Origin of the sequence: Kitasatospora sp. NPDC048715, from assembly GCF_043198905.1 — a bacterium.
Lineage (GTDB): Bacteria > Actinomycetota > Actinomycetes > Streptomycetales > Streptomycetaceae > Kitasatospora > Kitasatospora lactacystinica.
Genome location: NZ_JBICVH010000010.1, coordinates 138,074 through 154,677 on the forward strand (window position 1 = coordinate 138,074; position 16,604 = coordinate 154,677).

Here is a 16,604-nt window from a genome sequence, read left to right on the forward strand (position 1 = left end):
GAGTGTCCGCGGCCCGTGGGATGCTGGTAGGCGATGGCCAGGAAGAGTGCACCCGACGATCTGCTCGCCCCGCTGACCCTCGCGGTCGGCCAGGAGGAGCTGCTGCTGGACCGTGCGGTCGCCCAGGTGGTGGCGGCGGCGAAGGCGGCGGACCCGGACACCGACGTGCGGGACCTGCCGCCCGGCGGCCTGCAGCCCGGCAGCCTTGCCGAGCTGACCACGCCGTCGCTGTTCGCCGAGCGCAAGGTGATCGTGGTCCGGGCCGCACAGGACCTCTCCGCCGACTCGGTGAAGGAGGTCAAGGCGTACATCGAGGCGCCGGCCGAGGAAGTGATCATGGTGCTGGTGCACGCCGGCGGCGCCAAGGGCAAGGGCCTGCTGGACGCCGGGCGCAAGGCCGGCGGGCGTGAGGTGGCCTGCGCCAAGCTGGCCAAGGCGAGCGAGCGGCTGGCCTTCGTCAAGGGCGAGTTCCGCACCCTGGGCCGCTCGGCGACCCCGGAGGCCTGCCAGGCGCTGCTGGACGCGCTCGGCAGCGACCTGCGCGAGCTGGCCGCCGCCTGTCACCAGCTGACCTCGGACGTCGAGGGCGCGATCGACGAGACGGTGGTGGCCCGCTACTACAGCGGCCGGGCCGAGGCGACCGGCTTCGAGGTGGCGGACCTGGCGGTCACCGGCCGGGCCGCGGAGGCGCTGGAGCGGCTGCGCTGGGCGCTGGCCGTCGGCCAGCCGCCGACCGGCATCACCTACGCGCTGGCCTCCGGGGTGCGCAGCATCGGCCGGCTGGCGAGCGCCGGGCGGAACATGCGCCCGGGTGACCTGGCCCGCGAGCTGGGCATGCCGCCGTGGAAGGTCGACCGGGTCCGCCAGCAGATGCGCGGTTGGACGGGCGACGGGGTGGCCACCGCTTTGACCGCGATCGCCCAGGCCGACGCCGCCGTCAAGGGCGGATCGGACGACCCGGCCTTCGCCCTGGAGCGCGCGGTGGTCGCCGTCGCCCGGGCATCCCGGGCCGGCTCCCGGCCCGCCTACTGACGGCCCGCCTACTGACGGCCCGCCTACTGACGGCCCGCCTACCGACGGGCCGCCTACCGACGGGCCCGTCCACCGATGGCCCGCCCACCGATGGCCCGCCCACCGATGGTCCGTCCACTGGCGGCGCGGGGCGGCGGTGCGAGCGGTCCGGCCTACTTCTTCATGGCCCGGAGGGCGTCCTGCCCGTCGGACTGGAGGGCGCCGCGCAGCTCGTCCTTGGACGGCGGCTTGCCCTTGCCCTCGGTGTAGCTGGCCGAGTAGGTGACGTAGTACGTCATCCCGCCGTCGCGGATGTCCAGCTCGGCGTAGACGCTGTGGTACTGGTCCGAGCCGTCGTCCTTGTACAGGAAGTACGCCTCCTCGCCGAGCCCCGCGATGTCGGTGACCTGGTAGCCGCGCGCCCGGTAGAGCTCCTTGTTGGCCTCCAGCTCGGGCGCCGGGTTGACCGCCTTGTGCAGGTCGACGCGCATGTAGAGGTTGGCGTACTCGCTGTCGCTGGTGCCGCCGGTGCGCTTGAGCGACATCGAGCAGTTCATGCTGTCCAGCGCCGGGTGCCGGTCGGTGTGGTGGGTCGACTTGGAGGTGTCCGAGACGGAGTACGTCTGGAGGATCTTCGTGGGCTTCCCGGTGGTGCAGAAGTCGTCGGAGAGCCGGTAGCCGCGCAGGTCGCGCGGGGAGGACTGGCTGGTGACCAGGCCGGGGACGGTCATCACGGCGGCGGCCCAGCCGACCGAGACGATCACCGCTCCGACGAACGCCCAGACGGCGTTGCGCCGCAGGTTCCCGCTCCGTCCGGGGCCCGGGGCGGCGGGCAGGCCGGGCGCGGTGGGCAGCCCCGGCGGCGGTCCGAAGCCGCCCGCGCCCGCGGGCCCCGGGGCGCCCGGTACCGGCTGCGCGCCCCCGACAGGTTGCTGCGGGAAGCCGTACCCCGGTCCGTTCGGTGCCGGTGGCGGCGGTGGCGTCGTCATGGAAGTTCCCCCTGGACCTGGTGCCGGGGTGCTCCCCGCACCTCGAACCGCACGTCGAACGGACCCGACCGACCATAGCGGCCGGACCGCGGAACGCGACAGGCGCCGCAGTGGTCTCCGGGGAGGAGGCCGACTGCGACGCCTGTCGTACTGCTTGGTTGCACCGCACCCGCGTGGCGAACGCAGGCCGCGTACGGTGCGAGTCTCGCGCGCCTCGGGGGTCCGGGTAGAGGGCCGGGTCGTCCCGAAGCGATGGGGGTCACCGCCCCCGGGGGCGTCAGGCCTGGACGGCCGTGTTGACGCGCTTGGTGATGGCCGACTTCTTGTTGGCGGCCTGGTTGGCGTGGATGACGCCCTTGCTCACGGCCTTGTCCAGCGCCTTGGAGGCGGCGCGGGCCAGCTCGGTGGCCTTCTCGGTCTCGCCGGCGGCAGCGGCCTCACGGGCCTTGCGCAGAGCGGTCTTCAGCGAGGACTTGACGGCCTTGTTGCGCAGGCGCGCCTTCTCGTTGGTCTTGTTGCGCTTGATCTGGGACTTGATGTTCGCCACGAAGGAGCCTCAGTCTGTCTAAAGATTGTGAACGGGGTTGCAACCGGCGGCCTTCGGTCCAGCTGAGAGGGCATGCCGAGGCCGGGTGCAGCAGCCCACGCTACCAGGGGCCCGCTGCCCGCCCCAAACCGGGCGCTCGCGAGGACCGCACCCGGGCGCCCGCGAGGACCGCCCCCGGGCCCGTGCGAGGACCGCGCCCGGACGCTCGCGAGCGCCGCCCCGACGCCCGCGAGGAGCTTCCCCGGTGCCCACGGGGACCGCCCCGGGTGCCCGGGAGACTCCCGGACGGTGCCCCGGGCCGCAGTCGTGGGAAGATGGGAGGAACTATTTCGATCGGACGAGACTGTCCGGTCCCCGGGAAACCGGTCAGCGATGATCCGGACACCCCCGGCCCCGGACCAACGGAGAATCGGACCAAGGTGCCCGCGACCCCCAGCAATGTGCCAGAGCCCAGCCGTACCGACCCGGCGCTGATCCGCAACTTCTGCATCATCGCCCACATCGACCACGGCAAGTCGACGCTCGCAGACCGGATGCTGCAGATCACCGGCGTCGTCGACCCCCGGCAGATGCGTGCCCAGTACCTCGACCGCATGGACATCGAGCGTGAGCGCGGCATCACCATCAAGTCGCAGGCGGTCCGCCTCCCGTGGGCGCCGAAGACCGGCCCGAACGCCGGGGCGACCCACATCCTCAACATGATCGACACCCCCGGCCACGTGGACTTCACGTACGAGGTGTCCCGTTCCCTCGCCGCGTGCGAGGGCACCATCCTGGTGGTCGACGCGGCCCAGGGCATCGAGGCGCAGACCCTCGCCAACCTGTACCTGGCGCTGGAGAACGACCTCACGATCGTCCCGGTCCTCAACAAGATCGACCTCCCGGCCGCCCAGCCGGAGAAGTACGCCGCCGAGATCGCCCACATCATCGGCTGCGACCCGTCCGACGTGCTCCAGGTCAGCGCCAAGACCGGCCTGGGCGTCGAGGACCTGCTGGACCACATCGTCAACACCGTCCCGGCCCCGGTCGGCGTCAAGGACGCCCCGGCCCGCGCGATGATCTTCGACTCGGTGTACGACTCCTACCGCGGCGTGGTCACCTACGTCCGTGTCGTGGACGGCCAGCTCACCAAGCGCGAGCGCATCGCGATGATGTCCACCGGCGCCACCCACGAGCTGCTGGAGATCGGCGTCATCTCGCCCGAGCCGAAGGTCGCGGACGGCCTCGGCGTCGGCGAGGTGGGCTACATCATCACCGGTGTGAAGGACGTCCGGCAGTCCAAGGTCGGTGACACGATCACCTCGATGCACAAGGGCGCCACCGAGCCGCTCGGCGGCTACAAGGACCCGCGCCCGATGGTGTTCTCCGGCCTGTACCCGCTGGACGGCTCGGACTACCCGCTGCTGCGCGACGCCCTGGACAAGCTGCGCCTCAACGACGCCGCGCTGGTGTACGAGCCGGAGACCTCGGTCGCGCTCGGCTTCGGCTACCGCTGCGGCTTCCTCGGCCTGCTGCACCTGGAGATCATCCGGGAGCGCCTGGAGCGCGAGTTCAACCTCGACCTGATCTCCACCGCCCCGAACGTGGTCTACCGGGTGGTGATGGAGGACGGCACCGAGCACACCGTCACCAACCCGAGCGAGTTCCCGACCGGCAAGATCTCCGAGGTGTTCGAGCCGGTCGTGCGCGGCACCATCCTGGCGCCCAACGAGTTCGTCGGCGCGATCATGGAGCTCTGCCAGTCCCGCCGCGGCAACCTCCAGGGCATGGACTACCTCTCCGAGGACCGCGTCGAGCTGCGCTACACCCTGCCGCTCGCGGAGATCGTCTTCGACTTCTTCGACCAGCTGAAGTCCAAGACCCGCGGCTACGCCTCGCTGGACTACGAGCCCATCGGCGAGCAGGCCGCCCAGCTGGTGAAGGTCGACATCCTGCTGCACGGCGACCCGGTGGACGCGTTCTCCGCGATCGTGCACAAGGACAAGGCCTACAGCTACGGCGTGATGATGGCGGGCAAGCTCCAGAAGCTCATCCCCCGCCAGCAGTTCGAGGTGCCGATCCAGGCGGCCATCGGCTCCCGGGTGATCGCCCGTGAGACGGTCCGCGCGATCCGCAAGGACGTCCTCGCCAAGTGCTACGGCGGTGACATCTCCCGCAAGCGGAAGCTGCTGGAGAAGCAGAAGGAAGGCAAGAAGCGGATGAAGATGGTCGGCAGCGTGGAGGTCCCGCAGGAGGCCTTCATCGCCGCGCTGTCCACCGACGCCGAGACGCCGAAGGACAAGAAGTAGCGGCACGGCGGCGACGCACGCCGGAAGGGCCCGGGCACCCGCCCGGGCCCTTCCGGCGTTTCCGGAGCCCCCGCCCCTCGCCCCCGCCCCCGGCGCGTCCGGCGCTTCCTGCAGCGGCCGGCGGGGACGGCTGGCTTACTTCAGGCTGTTGAGGACCACGGCGACGATCGCCGCCTTCGCCAGCCGCCCCGCGGTGCCGGTGAACACGGTGGGCCGCATCGAGTCGTCCGGGCGGACCACCTGGAGCAGCCCGTCCCGCCGGCCGAGGCTCACGCACTGCACCTGGTACCGGAACGAGAACGGCCCCTCGGTGCGCCCGTCCAGCAGCCTGCCGAGGTACTGGCCCTGCGGCAGGGCGGTGGCGCAGCCCATCCGCAGGGTGCCGATGCCGGGGACGGTGACCGCGGCGGCGTCGCCGATCACGTGGACGTCAGGGTGGGAGACCGACCGCAGGTGGTCGTCCACCACGGCCCGGCCGCGCCCGTCCACGGCCAGTCCGGCCTCGGCGGCCAGCGGGTGCGGCTCCAGCGAGGCGGCCCAGACGACGAGGTCGGCCTCGATCGGGCCGGCGGTGGTGCGCAGCCCGTCCGGGGTGACCTCGGTGACGGTGGTGTTCTCGTGGACGCTCGCGCCGAGCCGGGCGAGGACGCGCCGGACGTGGGCCCGGCCCTTGGCCGAGTAGACGCCGCCGACCAGGCCGGAGGCGACGATCCGCACCTGCCAGGAGGGGTGGGCCTCGGCGAGTTCGGTGGCCAGCTCGATGCCGGTGGCGCCGCCGCCGACCACGGCCAGGGTGCCGGGCCGGTCGGCCGTGTCGATCCGGCGGCGCAGTTCGGCGGCGCGTTCCGCCGGGTAGGCGAGCTGTTCGGCGCCGGGGACGGCGTGCCAGGCGGTGCGGCTGCCGAGGGCGTGGACCAGGGTGTCGTACCCGAGGGTGGTGCCGTCGTCGAGCCGGACCTCACGCGCGGCCGGGTCGAGTCCGACGGCCCGGGCCCGGCGGTGGGTGATCCGGCCGCCGCGGGTGAGCTCGCCGATGGTGGGCCAGTCGCGGCCGCGGCCGGCCGCGGTCTCGTGCTGGCGGATGCGGTGCAGGATCCGCTCCTCGGGGGCGACCAGGGTGACGTCGTGGTGCCGGCCGGCGCCCTTGGCCGCGGTGAGCCCGGCGTACCCGGCGCCCAGTACGACGATCCGTTGCCCGGTGGTGGTGCTGCTCATCTCGTCCGCCTCCTCGCGAGGGCGCTCCGGTGGAGCGCTGTTCGGGAAGGGGACGACGCGGCCGGCCGGGGTGTGACGGTGACCCGTGTCACAGCTCCACGGCGGGGACCCGGGCGAGCTTCTCGGGGTTGACCACGACGTGCGCCTCGGTGATCCGCCCGTCGGCCACGGTGAAGGCGAGGACGCCGCCGACCGTGCCGGTGGCCCGGTCGTACCAGACCAGTCCGGGTTCGCCGTTGACCACCGCGGTGGTGGTGGCGGTGTCGGGGGTGAACCACTTGGCGACCAGGCCGGCCACCATCCGGGCCACCCGGTCGGCGCCGTGGATCGGGCGGACTCCGGCGCGGACGATGCCGCCGCCGTCGGAGTGCCAGACCACGTCGGGGTCGAGGACCTCCATCAGGGCGAGGATGTCGCCGCGGGTGCTGGCGGCGGCGAAGGCCTCGACGGCCTGGCGGTGCTCGGCCCGGTCGGTCCCGCCGGTGCGCCGGGCGGCGTCCTGTGCGTGGTTGCCGTCGCGGACCCGGCGGCGGGCCCGGGAGGCGAGCTGGCGGGCGGCGTCGGGGGTGCGTTCCAGGGAGGCGGCGATCTCCTCGAAGCCGACCGCGAAGACGTCGTGCAGTACGAAGGCGGCCCGTTCGGCGGGGGTGAGCTGTTCCAGTACGGCCAGCAGGGCGAGCGAGACGGACTCGCCGCGTTCGGCCAGTTCGGCGGGGGAGTCGGGGCCGGCGGCGTAGGTGACGGCGGGCTCGGGCAGCCACTCGCCGTAGTAGGCCTCGCGGCGGGCCCGGGCGGAGCCCAGCTGGTCGTAGCAGAGCCGGGTGACGACGGTGGTGAGGAAGGCGCGCGGGTCGGCGACGGCGGAGCGGTCGGCGGCCCGCCAGCGCAGCCAGGCGTCCTGGAGGACGTCCTCGGCGTCGGTGAACGAGCCGAGCAGCCGGTAGGCGACCGAGCCCAGGTAGCGGCGGTTCGCCTCGAAGGCGTCCGGCGTCCGCGGGGTTCCGGAGGCAGCGGGGGTCCCGGAGGCAGCGGGGGTTCCGGGGGTGCCGGGCGCGGCAGGGGTGTCCGGGCGGTCCGGGGCCTGGTCGTCGATCACGGGCCCAACGTAGCGCGCGGTGTCCGCGAAGCGAAGGGCCGGGGCGGGAAGTCCCCGCCCCGGCCCTCCGGTCGGCCGGACGTCAGTCCATCTCGACCGCGGCCTCGGCGAACTGTGCCTGGTAGAGCCGGGCGTAGGCGCCGTCGGCGGCGATCAGCTCGTCGTGCGAGCCCTGCTCGACGATCGAGCCGTTCTCCATCACCAGGATCACGTCGGCGTCCCGGATGGTGGAGAGCCGGTGGGCGATCACGAAGCTGGTGCGGCCGGTGCGCAGCCGGGCCATGGCCCGCTGGATCAGCACCTCGGTGCGGGTGTCGACGGAGCTGGTCGCCTCGTCCAGGACCAGGATGGACGGCTGGGCGAGGAACGCCCGGGCGATGGTGATCAGCTGCTTCTCGCCGGTGCTGACGTTGGTGCCCTCGTCGTCGATGACGGTGTCGTAGCCGTCCGGCAGGGTGCGCACGAAGCGGTCGACGTGGGCGGCCCTGGCGGCCTCGACGACCTGCTCGCGGGTGGCCGACTCGGCGCCGTAGGCGATGTTGTCGGCGATGGTGCCGCCGAACAGCCAGGTGTCCTGGAGCACCATGCCGATGCCGGAGCGCAGTTCCTCGCGGGACATCGCGGCGATGTCCACGCCGTCGAGGGTGATCCGTCCGGAGCTGACCTCGTAGAACCGCATCAGCAGGTTGACCAGGGTGGTCTTGCCGGCGCCGGTGGGGCCGACGATGGCGACGGTCTGCCCGGGTTCGACCTTGAGCGAGAGGTCCTCGATGAGCGGCTTCTCGGGGTCGTAGCGGAAGGCCACGTCCTGGAAGGCGACCCGGCCGTGCAGTACGTCGGGCCGTTCGGGCATGGCCGGTTCGGGGCTCTGCTCGGGCGCGTCCAGCAGCTCGAAGACGCGCTCGGCGGAGGCGACGCCGGACTGCACCAGGTTGGCCATGCTGGCGACCTGGGTGAGCGGCTGGCTGAACTGCCGCGAGTACTGGATGAACGCCTGGACGTCGCCGATGGACAGCGAGCCGCTGGCCACCCGCAGGCCGCCGACGACGGCGACCAGCACGTACTGGAGGTTGCCGATCAGCATCATCGCGGGCTGGATGGTGCCGGAGATGAACTGGGCCTTGTAGCTGGCCTGGTAGAGCGCGTCGTTGTGCTCGCGGAAGGTCTCCGCGGACTCCTGCTGGCGCCCGAACACCTTGACCAGGGTGTGGCCGGTGTACATCTCCTCGATGTGGGCGTTGAGCTGGCCGGTGGACTTCCACTGCTGGACGAACTGCGGCTGGGCCCGCTTGCCGACCTTGGTGGCGACGACCACCGAGGCGGGCACCGAGACCAGTGCGATCACGGCGAGCAGCGGGGAGATCCAGAACATCATCGCGAGCACGCCGACCACGGTGAGCAGCGAGTTGACGACCTGTCCGAGGGTCTGCTGCATGGACTGGCCGATGTTGTCGATGTCGTTGGTGACCCGGCTGAGCACCTCGCCGCGCGGCTGCTTGTCGAAGTAGCTGAGCGGCAGCCGGGAGAGCTTGGCCTCGACGTCCTGGCGCAGCCGGTAGCCGGCGGCCTGGATGGCCCGGGTGGCCAGCCGGCCCTGGAAGATCCCGAAGACGGCGGAGGCGACGTAGATGCCGAGGACCCAGAGCAGGACGGTGCCGATGGCGCCGAAGTCCATGCCCTGGCCGGGGGTGAAGTCGACGGAGGAGAGCAGGTCGGCGACGCCGCCCTCGCCGTGGGCGCGCAGCCCGTCGACGACCTGTTCCTTGGAGGTGCCGGCCTGGAAGCGGGCGCCGACGACGCCGGCGAAGATCAGGTCGGTGGCGTCGCCGAGGATCTTGGGGCCGATGACGGCGCAGCCGATGCCGATGACGCCGAGGATCAGGACGCCGATCAGGGTGTTGCGTTCGGGGCGCAGCAGGCCGAGGACGCGCTTGCCGGAGCCCTTGAAGTCCATGGACTTCTCGGTGCCCTGGCCGCCCATGAAGCGGCCGGGGCCGGCGGGGCCGCGGCGGGCGGCGGCGGCCTGGGAGTCGCTGGGCAGTCCGGCGTCCTTCGGCGGGGTGTCCTTCGGCGGGGCGTTCTTCTTCAGGGTGTCCGTGGGGGCGCCGCCGGGGGCCTGCCCCTTGTCCAGGTCGGGCTTTCCGGGCGTGGTCACGCCGCCTCCTGCTCGGTGAGCTGGGAGAGCACGATCTCCCGGTACGTCGGGTTGTCGGCCATCAGCTCGTGGTGGGTTCCGGTGCCGACGACGGCGCCCTCGTCGAGGACGACGATCCGGTCGGCGTCGCGGATGGTGGACACGCGCTGGGCGACGATCAGGACGGTGGCGTCGGAGGTCTCGCGGGCGAGGGCCTTGCGGAGCTTGGCGTCGGTGGCGTAGTCGAGCGCGGAGAAGGAGTCGTCGAAGAGGTAGACGGATGGCCGGCGGACCAGGGTCCGGGCGATGGCCAGGCGTTGGCGCTGGCCGCCGGAGACGTTGCCGCCGCCCTGGGCGATGGGGGCGTCGAGGCCTTCGGGCAGCTTCTCGACGAACTCCTTGGCCTGGGCGATCTCCAGGGCGTGCCAGAGCTCCTCGTCGGTGGCGTCGGGCCGGCCGTAGCGGAGGTTGCTGGCGATGGTGCCGGAGAAGAGGTAGGGCTTCTGCGGGACGATGCCGACGTTCTCGGCGAGCGCGGCGGGGGCGAGTTCGCGGACGTCGACGCCGTCGAGCAGGACCTGGCCGGAGGTGGCGTCGAAGAGCCGGGGGACGAGGCCGAGCAGGGTGGACTTGCCGCTGCCGGTGGAGCCGATGATCGCGGTGGTCTCGCCGGGGCGGGCGGTGAGGTCGATGGCGCGCAGCACCGAGGCCTCGGCGCCGGGGTAGCGGAAGTCGACGTCGCGCAGTTCCAGGTTGCCGCGGCGCAGCACCTTCCGGACGGGGTCGGTGGGCGGGACGACGCTGCTGTGGGTGCCGAGGACCTCCTCGATGCGCTCGGCGCAGACCTCGGCGCGCGGCACCATCATGAACATGAAGGTGGCCATCATGACGCTCATCAGGATCTGCATCAGGTAGGAGAGGAACGCGGTGAGCGCGCCGATCTCCATGGCGCCGCTGTCGATGCGGTGGGCGCCGAACCAGAGCACGGCGACGCTGGAGACGTTCACCACCAGCATGACGGCGGGGAACATGATGGACATCAGCCGGCCGACCTGGCGGGCGACCTGGGTGAGGTCCTCGTTGGCGTCGGCGAAGCGGGCCTGCTCCTGGTCGTCCTTGACGAAGGCGCGGATGACCCGGATGCCGGTGATCTGCTCGCGCAGGACCCGGTTCACGGTGTCGATCCGTTCCTGCATGCTGCGGAACCGGGGGCGCAGCGCGCGGACCAGGAGGACCACGACGACGCCGAGCGCGGGGATGACGGCGAGCAGCAGGCCGGAGAGCGGGACGTCCTGGTTGAGCGCCATGATGATGCCGCCGACGCACATGATCGGCGCGGCGACCATGAGCGTGAAGCTCATCAGGGCGAGCATCTGGACCTGCTGGACGTCGTTGGTGGTCCGGGTGATCAGCGAAGGGGCGCCGAACTGGCCGACCTCGCGGGCGGAGAAGCTCTGCACCCGGTCGAAGACGGCGGCGCGGACGTCCCGGCCGAAGGCCATGGCGGTGCGCGCGCCGATGAAGACGGCGCCGACCGAGCACAGGGCCTGGAGGACGGTGACGGCGATCATCACCCCGCCGACGCGCAGGATGTAGCCGGTGTCGCCCTTGACCACGCCGTCGTCGATGATGTCGGCGTTGAGCGTCGGCAGGTAGAGCGCCGCGAGGGTGGACACCAGCTGGAGCAGTACCAGCAGGGTGATCGGTCGGGAGTACGGGCGCAGGTACGCCCTCAGCAATCTGATCAGCACTAGCACACTCTTGTCGTCGCCGGTCGGGTTCGCACCCCAATTCTCCGTGTTCTGTAGCGTCGTACAGGTCATTCGGCGTGCGGGAGCCGGAGGTTTGCCGGGCCTTTGCCGAACGGACGGGTCCGGCACCGGTGGCGCGGGGGCGTGCCGTCGGGCGCTGCCCTCTTACGGAATGACCGGTTTCCCCCTAGGCTGCTGATTGCCCCTTTGTTACTGACCGGTACCGTTCAGGTGAACCGGGGCCCGGCGACCGCCCCCACGGACGCCGCGACAATCCAGACGGCCACCCGCCCCCGGAGGTCCTCGTTGAGTTCCGCGCAGTCCCTGATCGGCTCCGGCAGGTCCGACCTCGTCGCCGGGCGTCCGGCCTCCGTCGCCCACCTGTTCCTGGAGCGGGTCGCCCTGACCCCGAACGCCGAGGCCTACCGCTACCCCTCGCCCGTGGACGAGCAGGCCGCCGACGGCGCGCCCGGCGCCGAGCAGTGGCGCTCGCTCACCTGGGCGCAGACCGCGACCCGGGTCAAGGCCGTGGCCGCCGGCCTGATGGCACTCGGCATCCACCCCGAGGACCGGGTGGCCCTGGCCTCCTCGACCCGGCTGGAATGGATCGTCGCCGACCTCGGCGCCATGTGCGCGGGCGCCGCGATCACCACCGTCTACCCGAGCACCAACGCGGACGAGACGGCGTTCATCCTCTCCGACTCCGGTTCCCGGGCGTTGTTCGCCGAGAACGCGGCCCAGCTGGCCAAGGCCGTCGGGCAGCTCGACCAGCTGCCCGAGCTGCGCACCGTGATCCTCTTCGACGCGCCCGCCGAGGCCCCCGAGAGCGCCGGCCTGGAGCTGCTCACCCTCGCGGAGCTGGAGGAGCGCGGCGCCCGGTACCTGGCGGAGCACCCGGACGCGGTGGAGAAGGCCGTCGACGGGCTCGACAAGGAGCAGCTGGCCACCCTCATCTACACCTCCGGCACCACCGGCCGCCCCAAGGGCGTGCGCCTGGTGCACGACTGCTGGGCGTACGAGGGCCGGGCGCAGGAGGCCAGCGGACTGCTGGGCCCCGACGACGTGCAGTTCATGTGGCTGCCGCTGTCGCACGTGTTCGGCAAGACGCTGATCTCCGGGCAGATCGCCACCGGGCACGTGATGGCGGTGGACGGCCGGGTGGACCGGATCATCCACAACCTGCCGGTGATCCGGCCGACCATCATGGCCTCGGCCCCGCGCATCTTCGAGAAGGTCTACAACGGCATCGCGGGCAAGGCCCGGGCCGAGGGCGGCGCCAAGTACAAGATCTTCCTGTGGGCGGCGAAGGTCGCCCGCGAGCACGCCCGGGCGGTCCAGGAGAGCCGGGTGGCCACCGGCACCGAGACGGCCCCGCTGGGCCTGCGGGCGCAGCACGCGCTCGCCGACAAGCTGGTGTACGCGAAGATCCGGGCGGCCTTCGGCGGCCGGCTGCGCGGTGCGGTCTCCGGCAGCGCCGCGCTCGCCCCGGAGATCGGCTACTTCTTCATCGGCGCCGGGGTGCCGATCCTGGAGGGCTACGGCCTGAGCGAGACCAGCGCCGGCTCCTGCGTCAACCGCGCGGAGGACGTGCGGATCGGCACGGTGGGCCGCCCGCTGCCCGGCACCGAGGTGCGGATCGCCGAGGACGGCGAGATCCTGCTGCGCGGCCCGGGCGTCATGCGCGGCTACCACAACCTGCCGGAGAAGACCGCCGAGGTGCTGGAGCCGGACGGCTGGTTCCACACCGAGGACATCGGCGAGCTCACCCCGGACGGCTTCCTGCGGATCACCGACCGCAAGAAGGACCTGTTCAAGACCTCCGGCGGCAAGTACGTGGCGCCCAGCGAGGTCGAGGGCAAGTTCAAGGCGGTCTGCCCGTTCGTCAGCAACATCCTCGTGATCGGCAACGGCCGCAACTTCTGCACCGCGCTGATCGGCCTGGACGAGGCGGTCCTCCTGCCGTGGGCCGCCGAGCGCGGCCTGGCCGGCAGGAGCTACGCCGAACTGGCCGCCGAGCCGGCCGTGCACCAGCTGATCGAGGGCTTCGTCAAGCGGGTCAACGCCGACCTCCAGCGCTGGCAGACGATCAAGAAGTTCCACCTGCTGCCGCGCGACCTGGACATCGAGCACGGCGAGCTCACCCCGAGCCTGAAGATCAAGCGGCCGGTGGTCGAGCGGACCTACGCGGACGCCGTGGCGGCCATGTACGCGGGCGCCAACGAGGCCTGAGCCGTCCCGCCCCGTACGGCTCACCCGAACGGGTGCGCCGTACGGGACAATGGGCTCATGCCCTCCGCACTCCCCGACGGCGATCCGGTGCCGTCCGACGGTTCCCTGCCCGCGCACGCCCTCGACGGGCTGGGCGACCGGCCGTTCGGCTTCTACCTGCACGTGCCGTACTGCGCCAGCCGCTGCGGCTACTGCGACTTCAACACCTACACCGCCACCGAGCTGCGCTCCTCCGGGGCGGTCGCCTCGCAGGACACGTACGCGGACAACGTGGTCGCCGAGATCCGCCTCGCCCGGAAGGTGCTGGGGGACACGGACCTCCCGGTGCGGACCGTCTTCCTCGGCGGCGGCACCCCGACCCTGCTGCCCGCCCGCGACCTGGTGAAGATGCTCGCCGCGATCCGCGAGGAGTTCGGGCTCGCCGAGGACGCCGAGGTCACCACCGAGGCCAACCCGGAGTCGGTCGACCCGGCGTACCTGGCCGAACTGCGCGAGGGCGGCTACAACCGGCTCTCCTTCGGCATGCAGAGCGCCCGCCCGCACGTCCTGAAGCTGCTCGACCGCCACCACACCCCGGGCCGCCCCGAGGCCTGCGTGGCCGAGGCCCGCGCGGCCGGCTTCGAGCACGTCAACCTCGACCTCATCTACGGCACCCCCGGCGAGTCCGACGACGACTGGCGGGCCTCCCTGGACGCCGCCATCGGCGCCGGGCCCGACCACGTCTCCGCGTACTCGCTGATCGTCGAGGAGGGCACCCGGCTCGCCGCCCGGGTCAAGCGCGGCGAACTGCCGATGATCGACGACGACGTGCACGCCGACCGCTACCTGATCGCCGAGGAGGCGCTCGCCGCCGCCGGCTACTCCTGGTACGAAGTCTCCAACTGGGCCACCGCCCCCGAGGGCCGCTGCCGCCACAACGAGCTGTACTGGACCGGCGCCGACTGGTGGGGCGCGGGCCCCGGCGCCCACAGCCACGTCGGCGGCGTCCGCTGGTGGAACGCCAAGCACCCCGCCGCCTACGCGCAGGCCCTCGCCGAGCAGCGCACCCCGGCGCTGGCCCGCGAGGTGCTGGCCGAGGAGGACCGCCGCGTCGAGCGGATCCTCCTGGAGCTGCGCCTGGTCGACGGCATCCCCCTGGACCTGCTCACCGACACCGGCCGCAAGGCGGCGGACCGGCACCTCGCCGACGGCCTCCTCGCCGCCGGGCCCTACGAGCAGGGTCGCGCCGCACTGACCCTCCAGGGCCGCCTCCTGGCGGACGCGGTTGTTCGTGACTTGGTGGACTGAGTGTCGTTAACGTGGTGTCAGCCGTCGTAGGGAGCGCGCAATGACCGCCATTGATGACCGGGTGACGGGGATCTTCGAGAATCTGGAGGTCCCCGAAGGCTTCAAAGCCGAGCTCATCAGGGGGGAAATCGTGATGATGGCCGGGCCGGACATGGTCCACAACCTCATCATCCGGGCCATCCAGCACCAGACGCCGTACACCCGGTGGAATGCACTGACCACGCAGGATGTGGCCTTTCCCCGCGAGGCCAGTGAGCCGCAGCCGGACCTGGTCGTGTTTGAGCGGGGGGCTGCGGAGGAGAGCGGTCGGCTGTTGCCCGCGCTTGCGGTCACCCTGGCGGTCGAGGTGGTTTCGAAGACCAGCGTGCTTCGCGACTACCGGACCAAACGGGAGCTCTATGCAGAGGGCCAGATTCCCGCATATCTGATTGTCGACCCGATCAAGGGTGTCTGTGTGCTGCTCACCGAGCCGAGTCGAGCGGCGGCCTCCGGGCTGCCGGACTACGCGGTCGAGCGGACCGCGAAGTTCGGCGAGTCGATTCCGCTGGATCTGCTCGACATCACGCTGGACACCTCGGAGTTCCGGACCTACTCCTGACCCGGCAGGGCCGTAAAGTCGATCAGTTCCTCCACCCGGCCCAGCAGTTCGGGTTCCAGGTCCTTGTAGCTGTCCACCTTCGACAGGATGTGCTTCCAGGCCGCCGGGGTGTCCACCGGCCAGCCGAGGCGGCGGCAGGTGCCCTCCTTCCAGTCCTCGCCCCGCGGGACGGCGGGCCAGCCGGGGATGCCCACGCTGGAGGGCTTCACGGCCTGCCAGATGTCGATGTAGGGGTGGCCGACGACCAGCACCGAGTCGCCGGTGACCCGGGCGGCGATGCGGTGCTCCTTCGTCCCCGGCAGCAGGTGGTCGACCAGGACGCCGAGGCGGCGGCCGGGGCCGGGCGCGAAGTCGGCGACGATCGCGGGCAGGTCGTCGATGCCGCGCAGGTACTCGACGACGACGCCCTCGATCCGCAGGTCGTCGCCCCAGACCCGCTCGACCAGCTCGGCGTCGTGCCGGCCCTCGACGTAGATCCGGGACTCGCGGGCGACCCGGGCGCGGGCGTTCGGGACGGCGACGGAGCCGGAGGCGGTGCGGCCCGGCGTCCGGGCGGGAGCCGGGCCGGCCGGGCGGACCAGGGTGACGGCACGGCCCTCCAGCAGGAAGCCGCGCGGCACCAGCGGGAACACCCGGTGCTTGCCGAACCGGTCCTCCAGGGTGACGGTGAACCCCTCGGCGGTCTTCTCGCAGCGCACCACCGCCCCGCAGAAGCCGGTCGCCGCCTCCTCGACCACCAGGTCCCGCTCGGCGGGCACCTCCGGGGCGGGCCGCTGTTTCTTCCACGGCGGGGTCAGGTCGGGTCCGTACTGGCGGCTGCGCATACGGGTGATCATAGGGACGGCGGACGGTGTGTCAGAGGCCCGGCGCGCCCCAGACCGGGAACCAGCGGCTCAGGTCCTTCTCCAGCCGCAGGTCGTTCCCCAGCATCGCGTTGACCTGCAGCTCCAGCGGGCTGTTGCGCTTCTCCCCGCCGCCGGGCATCGGGGCGAAGGGATAGAACGTCCCGCGCTTGTAGAGGTAGACCAGGGCCAGCGACCGCCCCTGCGGATCGCGGAAGGCGACCAGCGAGCAGAGCAGCTGCGGCCCGAAGCCGTTCGCCTCCAGCTCGCTGTTGACCGCGTGCAGGTCGTTGACCAGCTCCGGCAGTTCGTCGGGCCGGTGCCGGGCGAGCAGCCAGGAGTAGCCGTAGTCGTCCTTGGAGGCCTCCACCGGGACGCCGCCGCGCTCGGTGTCGGCGTCCAGCAGGGCCCGGACCTGCTGCTCGACCTGGACGAAGGCCGCGCCCTCGACGGCCGCGAAGCAGACCGAGCCGAGCCCGGTGGGGGTGAACCCGGCCCCGGCCTCCAGGGTGAGCGCGGCGGACGGCACGCCGAACAGCTGGTCGAGGTCGGGCTTGACGGGCTTGGTGCGGCCGAACAGGGTGTCCAGGATTCCCACGGCGGTCCTTTCGCGTCAG

General features: G+C 72.0%; 13 protein-coding genes. 5 read left to right on the plus strand and 8 right to left on the minus strand.

Annotated elements, in window-relative coordinates; all coding sequences use genetic code 11:
• Nucleotides 1-33: 33 nt before the first annotated feature.
• A complete protein-coding gene (gene holA, locus ACGFSC_RS20100) occupies nt 34-1,032 on the plus strand; it encodes a DNA polymerase III subunit delta (RefSeq protein WP_359903086.1) in 999 nt (332 codons plus the stop codon).
• Nucleotides 1,033-1,184: 152 nt separating this feature from the next.
• On the opposite strand, the gene ACGFSC_RS20105 is transcribed toward holA, so the two are convergent.
• On the minus strand, nt 1,185-2,000 hold the full coding sequence (locus ACGFSC_RS20105; RefSeq protein WP_359903084.1) for a hypothetical protein: 816 nt from the start codon (nt 1,998-2,000) through the stop codon (nt 1,185-1,187).
• Nucleotides 2,001-2,277: 277 nt separating this feature from the next.
• The gene (gene rpsT, locus ACGFSC_RS20110; RefSeq protein WP_030309778.1) at nt 2,278-2,547 is read right to left on the minus strand and encodes a 30S ribosomal protein S20; all 270 of its coding nucleotides are present in this window, start codon (nt 2,545-2,547) and stop codon (nt 2,278-2,280) included.
• 419 nt (nt 2,548-2,966) lie between these two features.
• Between rpsT and lepA the strand changes: the two genes are divergently transcribed.
• The gene (gene lepA / locus ACGFSC_RS20115) at nt 2,967-4,835 is read left to right on the plus strand and encodes a translation elongation factor 4 (RefSeq protein WP_359903081.1); all 1,869 of its coding nucleotides are present in this window, start codon (nt 2,967-2,969) and stop codon (nt 4,833-4,835) included.
• 135 nt (nt 4,836-4,970) lie between these two features.
• Here lepA and ACGFSC_RS20120 read toward each other — a convergent pair whose 3' ends face one another.
• From ACGFSC_RS20120 to ACGFSC_RS20135, 4 genes are all read right to left on the minus strand, one after another.
• Nucleotides 4,971-6,050: an FAD-dependent oxidoreductase gene (locus tag ACGFSC_RS20120; RefSeq protein ID WP_359903078.1), complete on the minus strand. Its 1,080-nt coding sequence runs from the start codon at nt 6,048-6,050 to the stop codon at nt 4,971-4,973.
• Between the two features lie 88 nt (nt 6,051-6,138).
• Complete coding sequence (gene sigJ / locus ACGFSC_RS20125) at nt 6,139-7,146, minus strand: RNA polymerase sigma factor SigJ (protein ID WP_359903075.1); 1,008 nt, start codon at nt 7,144-7,146, stop codon at nt 6,139-6,141.
• Nucleotides 7,147-7,228: 82 nt separating this feature from the next.
• Complete coding sequence (locus ACGFSC_RS20130) at nt 7,229-9,127, minus strand: ABC transporter ATP-binding protein (RefSeq protein ID WP_359903103.1); 1,899 nt, start codon at nt 9,125-9,127, stop codon at nt 7,229-7,231.
• A gap of 170 nt (nt 9,128-9,297) precedes the next feature.
• A complete protein-coding gene (locus ACGFSC_RS20135) occupies nt 9,298-11,031 on the minus strand; it encodes an ABC transporter ATP-binding protein (protein ID WP_359903072.1) in 1,734 nt (577 codons plus the stop codon).
• Between the two features lie 306 nt (nt 11,032-11,337).
• Between ACGFSC_RS20135 and ACGFSC_RS20140 the strand changes: the two genes are divergently transcribed.
• Genes ACGFSC_RS20140 through ACGFSC_RS20150 form a run of 3 tightly spaced genes read left to right on the plus strand, consistent with a single transcriptional unit; the run spans nt 11,338 to nt 15,145 of the window.
• Nucleotides 11,338-13,260, plus strand: coding sequence for a long-chain fatty acid--CoA ligase (locus tag ACGFSC_RS20140; protein ID WP_359903070.1), 1,923 nt, complete (start codon nt 11,338-11,340; stop codon nt 13,258-13,260).
• Between the two features lie 57 nt (nt 13,261-13,317).
• Nucleotides 13,318-14,547 carry a radical SAM family heme chaperone HemW gene (gene hemW / locus ACGFSC_RS20145; RefSeq protein WP_359903067.1) on the plus strand — a complete coding sequence of 410 codons (1,230 nt, stop codon included), beginning with the start codon at nt 13,318-13,320 and terminating at the stop codon, nt 14,545-14,547.
• A 40-nt stretch (nt 14,548-14,587) separates the two neighbouring features.
• Nucleotides 14,588-15,145, plus strand: a complete 558-nt coding sequence (locus tag ACGFSC_RS20150; protein WP_359903064.1) for a Uma2 family endonuclease — start codon at nt 14,588-14,590, stop codon at nt 15,143-15,145.
• Here ACGFSC_RS20150 and ACGFSC_RS20155 read toward each other — a convergent pair.
• Together ACGFSC_RS20155 and ACGFSC_RS20160 are read right to left on the minus strand one after the other, a co-directional pair.
• On the minus strand, nt 15,136-15,969 hold the full coding sequence (locus ACGFSC_RS20155) for a DUF3097 domain-containing protein (RefSeq protein WP_359903061.1): 834 nt from the start codon (nt 15,967-15,969) through the stop codon (nt 15,136-15,138). The two genes, ACGFSC_RS20150 and ACGFSC_RS20155, sit on opposite strands and share 10 nt — an antisense overlap.
• A gap of 31 nt (nt 15,970-16,000) precedes the next feature.
• Nucleotides 16,001-16,585, minus strand: a complete 585-nt coding sequence (locus ACGFSC_RS20160; RefSeq protein WP_359903058.1) for a hypothetical protein — start codon at nt 16,583-16,585, stop codon at nt 16,001-16,003.
• Nucleotides 16,586-16,604 lie beyond the last annotated feature (19 nt).

Bases quoted from the DNA above. Each gene is read 5' to 3' on its own strand.
- holA (WP_359903086.1), top strand. From the start codon at position 34: ATGGCCAGGAAGAGTGCACCCGACGATCTGCTCGCCCCGCTGACCCTC.
- ACGFSC_RS20105 (WP_359903084.1), bottom strand. From the start codon at position 2,000: ATGACGACGCCACCGCCGCCACCGGCACCGAACGGACCGGGGTACGGC.
- ACGFSC_RS20120 (WP_359903078.1), bottom strand. From the start codon at position 6,050: ATGAGCAGCACCACCACCGGGCAACGGATCGTCGTACTGGGCGCCGGG.
- ACGFSC_RS20130 (WP_359903103.1), bottom strand. From the start codon at position 9,127: ATGGGCGGCCAGGGCACCGAGAAGTCCATGGACTTCAAGGGCTCCGGC.
- hemW (WP_359903067.1), top strand. From the start codon at position 13,318: ATGCCCTCCGCACTCCCCGACGGCGATCCGGTGCCGTCCGACGGTTCC.
- ACGFSC_RS20150 (WP_359903064.1), top strand. From the start codon at position 14,588: ATGACCGCCATTGATGACCGGGTGACGGGGATCTTCGAGAATCTGGAG.
- ACGFSC_RS20155 (WP_359903061.1), bottom strand. From the start codon at position 15,969: ATGCGCAGCCGCCAGTACGGACCCGACCTGACCCCGCCGTGGAAGAAA.